The organism is Gemella sp. GH3 (assembly GCF_013415425.1).
Taxonomy (GTDB): domain Bacteria; phylum Bacillota; class Bacilli; order Staphylococcales; family Gemellaceae; genus Gemelliphila.
Genome location: NZ_JACBYC010000244.1, coordinates 1 through 4,023, shown reverse-complemented (window position 1 = coordinate 4,023; position 4,023 = coordinate 1). Strand labels below are relative to the sequence as shown.

The window sequence follows — 4,023 nt, the reverse complement described above, 5'->3', positions numbered from 1 at the left end:
GACAATTATTATCAGGAAAAATATTTAATAGATAATAATATTTTAAATATAGAAGATAAGTTAGAAAAATTAAAGAAAAATCTAGTTAATTTTGATAATATTTATAATAAAACTAAAGAAGAAGAAATTAAATTTATTAAAAATAGGGAACAAGTACAATCATTAATAACTTTATTTGATGAACGTAGTAATAATAAAAATGAAAATATAAAAAAATTAAATACAGATAAAGAAGAATTTCTATCTAGAAAATCAAAAATAGAGGAAAAAATTTCCTATGTAACAGAAGAACTAGCGGATAAAAAAGAGAAATTAAAAATTTTAAAAAATAAATTAAAAAGTTATTCAAATATAAATGATAACTCTTTAGATGAAATTGATGAGAAGATAGAAAATTTAAAAGAACAATATTTTAATTTAATAAATGAAGAATCTAAATTACAAAATGAGAAAACTTTACTTAATAAAATAAAAAATAACACAAATTACAATATAGAAATAGTTAATTTAGAAATTAAAAATTTAAAAAATAGTATTGAAAGTAAAAATAATGAGTTAAATATCTTAAAACAAGATAAGATTTTATTAGAAGAACAATATAATAAATTAATATCTGATAATAATAATCTTGAAAAAGAAGAAAGTTATAATAGAGATTATCATAGAAATGTTTTAGAAAAAATAACTAAAGGAGAAGAATTAAAACGAAATTTCTCTAACAAAAAAGAATTTTTAGAAAATCAAAATAATAGTCTAAATTATTATAATGTGGGTGTAAAGGAAATATTAAAAAATAATATTGAAGGGGTACACAAAACAGTAGGAGATATAATACATTTTGATAGTAAGTATACTACTGCTTTGGATATTACATTATCTTCTACTCAACAGAATATCATAGTAGATACTGAACATATTGCTAGAAAATGTGTAGATCATTTGAAAAAAACAGGAAAAGGTAGAGCTACTTTTTTACCACTTAGCAATATAGTATCAAGAACGATACCTAATCATATACTAGAAGATATAATAAACGAGGAAGGATTTATAGATATAGCAAGTAACCTAGTAAATTATGATAAAAATTACAATAGTATTATTAGTTACTTATTAGGACTTGTAATTATTGTAGATAATCTGAAAAATGGTAATAAACTTGCTAAAAAATTAAATTTTAAATATAGGATAGTTACCTTAGATGGTCAAGTTATAAATAGTGGTGGTTCTGTTACAGGAGGAGCTATCTATAAAAATAATAATTCTATTTTAAAAAATAAAGCCGAGTTGGACGAACTTTCTACTAATTTATTACAGATAGATTCAAAGTTAGAAAAATTAAAACAAGATTTAATAACTTCAGAAAAAAAATTGATTAATGTGGATGAAGAAATTGAAAATAATAGAAATAAAATACAAAATTTAGAAATGTTATTGAAAGAAAAATCGTTAAAAGAACAACTAACAAAAGAAAATATCGAAAAATTAGAAAGTAATTTGAAAAATGAGCTTTACAAATTAGAAGACTACGAAGGAGAACATTCTAAAATAATAGCTGAATCTGATATAAGTGAAAAATTAGTATCTTTACAAGAAGAATTACAAAATATAAATCTTCAATTAAAAGAAGAAAATGATAGAAAACAACGCTTATCTAAAGATAATCAGTTGTTACAGAAAGAAATAAATGCTTTAACAGTAGAAAAAGAAACGTTAGAAGAAAGTATACTTAGCAGATCAGATTATAAAGTATCGTTAACTGATGATTTGAATTATATAGATAGCCATATTATCAAAATAAATGATAATTTGAAATTACTTAATAATGAAGAATCAAAATTTGATAAAGAAAAAGATATAAAAAAATTAAAAGAGTTTGATGAAAAGCTAAATATTATAGCTAAAGAGTTGACGAAATTAAAAAATCAAAAAGACGAGTTATATCTTGAAGAAGAAAAACTAAATAAAGAGCTAAAAGCAATAACTAATTCTTCTGAAAATGTTACTATTAAGTTAGAAAATATAAACTTGCAGATTACAAAATTAGAAGTTAAAATAGAGCAATTAGTCTCATATTTGGTTAATACTTATAATACTACGTATGAAAAAGTAGAAGAAAAATTTTTAGATATAAGTGTACAAGAAATATCAACATACAAAAGTAGAGTAGCCATTTTAAAAAATAAAATTTCTGATTTAGGAAATGTAAATCTAAATGCTATTGAAGAATACGAAGAAGTGGAGAAACGTTATAACTTTTATAAAATAGAAATAGATGATTTACTACAATCGAAAGAAAAATTACAAGAAACAATAAGAGAAATAGATAAAGAAGTTGAATCTCGTTTTATAAATACATTTGAAAAAGTTGCAGTTAACTTTGATAGAATATATAAAACATTGTTTAATGGCGGTTATGCAAAAATGACATTAGAAGAGCCAAAAGATATTTTGAATACGGGAATTAATATAGAAGCAAGTCCACCTGGGAAGAAATTACAAAAATTATCTCTTTTATCTGGAGGAGAAAAAGCTTTGACGGCTATTAGTTTGTTATTTGCGATATTAGAAATCAAAAATTCTCCTTTTGTTATTTTAGACGAAGTAGAAGCTGCACTCGATGAAGTTAATGTTTTACGTTTTGCACAATTTTTGAAAAAATATTCACTTGAAAATCAATTTCTTGTAATCACTCATAGACGTGGAACTATGGAGCAAATGGATAAGCTTTATGGTGTAACTATGAAAGAAAAAGGGATAAGTTATATTGTCCCACTCGAGTTAAAAAATTTATTGGAGGATAATTATATAAATGAGTAGTTTTTTTGATAGGTTAAAAAATAAATTTTCTAAAAAAGAAGAATTAGTAGAAGATCTAATATCTATAGAAGAATATGAAGAATTAGTAGAAAGTCAATTAATAACTGAAAAATTTAAAAAAGGGTTAAAAAAATCACGTGATAATTTTTCTAATGCTTTAAATAATTTAATTAGTTCATATAGAGAAATTAATGAAGAATTTTTTGATGATTTAGAAGAATTGCTAATACAATCTGATGTAAGTTACAATACTGTTCTAGATTTGGTAGATTATCTAAAAGAAGAATCACAGAGAAAAAATTTAAAAGATCCTAGTGATTTAAAAGATATGATCATAGAAAAATTAGTAGAAATATATATGGAAGGTACTAGTAAAGTAGATCTCAATATAAATAATGATGGATTAACTATTTATTTATTTGTAGGAGTAAATGGTGTCGGGAAAACGACGTCTATAGGGAAACTAGCTTACAATTTTAGACAAGAAGGAAAAAAAGTTATGCTTGCTGCAGGCGATACTTTTAGAGCTGGGGCAATAGACCAATTAGCTGTATGGGCTAAAAGAAGCGGAGTGGATATTGTTAAATCTCATGAAGGTGCAGATGCAGCTTCAGTAATATTTGATGCTATTCAATCAGCTAAGGCTAAAGGAGTAGATGTTCTTTTATGCGATACTGCGGGACGATTACAAAATAAAAATCACTTAATGAAAGAATTAGAGAAAATTGTTCGTATAATCAAAAGAGAAATTCCAGATGCACCTCACGAGGTATTATTAACTATAGATGCTACTACTGGACAAAATGGAATTTTACAAGCAAAAACATTTAAAGAAGTAAGTGATGTTACAGGAGTTATTTTGACAAAACTTGATGGAACAGCCAAAGGTGGTATTGTTATAGCTATAAAGAAAGAATTAGATATTCCTGTAAAATTAGTGGGATTAGGAGAAAACATTAATGATTTAGAAGTGTTTGATCCTGAACAGTATATTTATGGACTTTTCTATACAGAAAATAAAGATAGTGAAAATGACAAATTAGAAGAAAATATTGATAATTAGATTATATTATTAAATTATAAAAATTTTTAAAGATATATTATATATTTTTTAATATGTCTTTTTTATTATTACTGCTAATTAGTATTTAACAAAAATAGTAAAAACGATTTTATTTTTTACTATTAAAAGATATTTTATTGAGT

2 protein-coding genes are annotated in these 4,023 nt (G+C 23.7%); both read left to right on the top strand.

Translation table 11 applies throughout. From position 1 onward, the window contains the following. Positions 1 to 2,817: chromosome segregation protein SMC (smc, locus tag HZY83_RS08015; protein WP_179943511.1), on the top strand; the 2,817-nt coding region annotated here is incomplete at its 5' end. Continuing rightward, positions 2,810 to 3,880 (top strand): signal recognition particle-docking protein FtsY, encoded by a 1,071-nt coding sequence (gene ftsY, locus HZY83_RS08010; RefSeq protein WP_179943510.1) that lies wholly within the window; start codon positions 2,810 to 2,812, stop codon positions 3,878 to 3,880. The genes smc and ftsY, both read left to right, overlap by 8 nt. Positions 3,881 to 4,023: the final 143 nt, after the last annotated feature.